Raw genomic sequence first — 713 nt, forward strand, 5'->3', positions numbered from 1 at the left:
CCCCGCCCCGATCGCCCCCGGCGTCCAGCAGGCACCCCCGGCGGTGCGGTCTTCCGCCCAGGCCGAACCCGCCGCCGTGCAGCGGGCTGCCGCACCTTCGCGTGAGACGCCTTCGCGCGAGGCGGTGGAGCAGTCCCGCACGACGGCCGGGCATGTCCCAACTCCCGCCGTACAGCGGGCTGTTGCCCCTCAAGGCGCCCCGGCGGGCAACCCCGCCCAGGCCGCGCCCGGGGTGACTCGGAGTGCCGCCGTACCCCCGTCCGGCCCGACGGGACCCCGCTCGGCGGCAACCCCCTCTACCGCACCCGGACCAACTCCCGCCGTACGGCGCGTTGTTACGGCCACGCCGAGCCGCCCCAACCCGGCAGCAGCTCCCCGGAACCCCGCGCCGGTTCAGCGTGCGGCGACCGCGCCCGCCCAGCGTTCGCTCACCTCCGCGCCCCGCCCGGTGCGGCCCTCCCACCACCTCGACCCCGTCGGCGTGGTGCGGCCCGCCTCGAAGGCGCCCGCACCCGCGCCCACTCCCGCCGTCGTCCCCGACGGCCCCTCCAACGTCCCCGCATCGGTTTCCCCCACCGATGCGGGGACCACCACCCCGCCCCCGGTGACACCCCCCGTACAGCGCAAGCCGATGGTCCGCCGGGTCAGCCGCGTCCAGAACCCGATCCCGGACACCGCCCGCCGCCGCCCCCTCATCGGCGCCCCCATCACCC

At 78.0% G+C, this 713-nt stretch carries 1 pseudogene; it reads left to right on the forward strand.

The window, feature by feature from the left end:
* A pseudogene (locus ADK54_RS45985) lies at positions 1 to 713 on the forward strand (hypothetical protein); the annotation flags it as partial.

Source organism: Streptomyces sp. WM6378, assembly GCF_001279695.1.
Classification (GTDB): domain Bacteria; phylum Actinomycetota; class Actinomycetes; order Streptomycetales; family Streptomycetaceae; genus Streptomyces.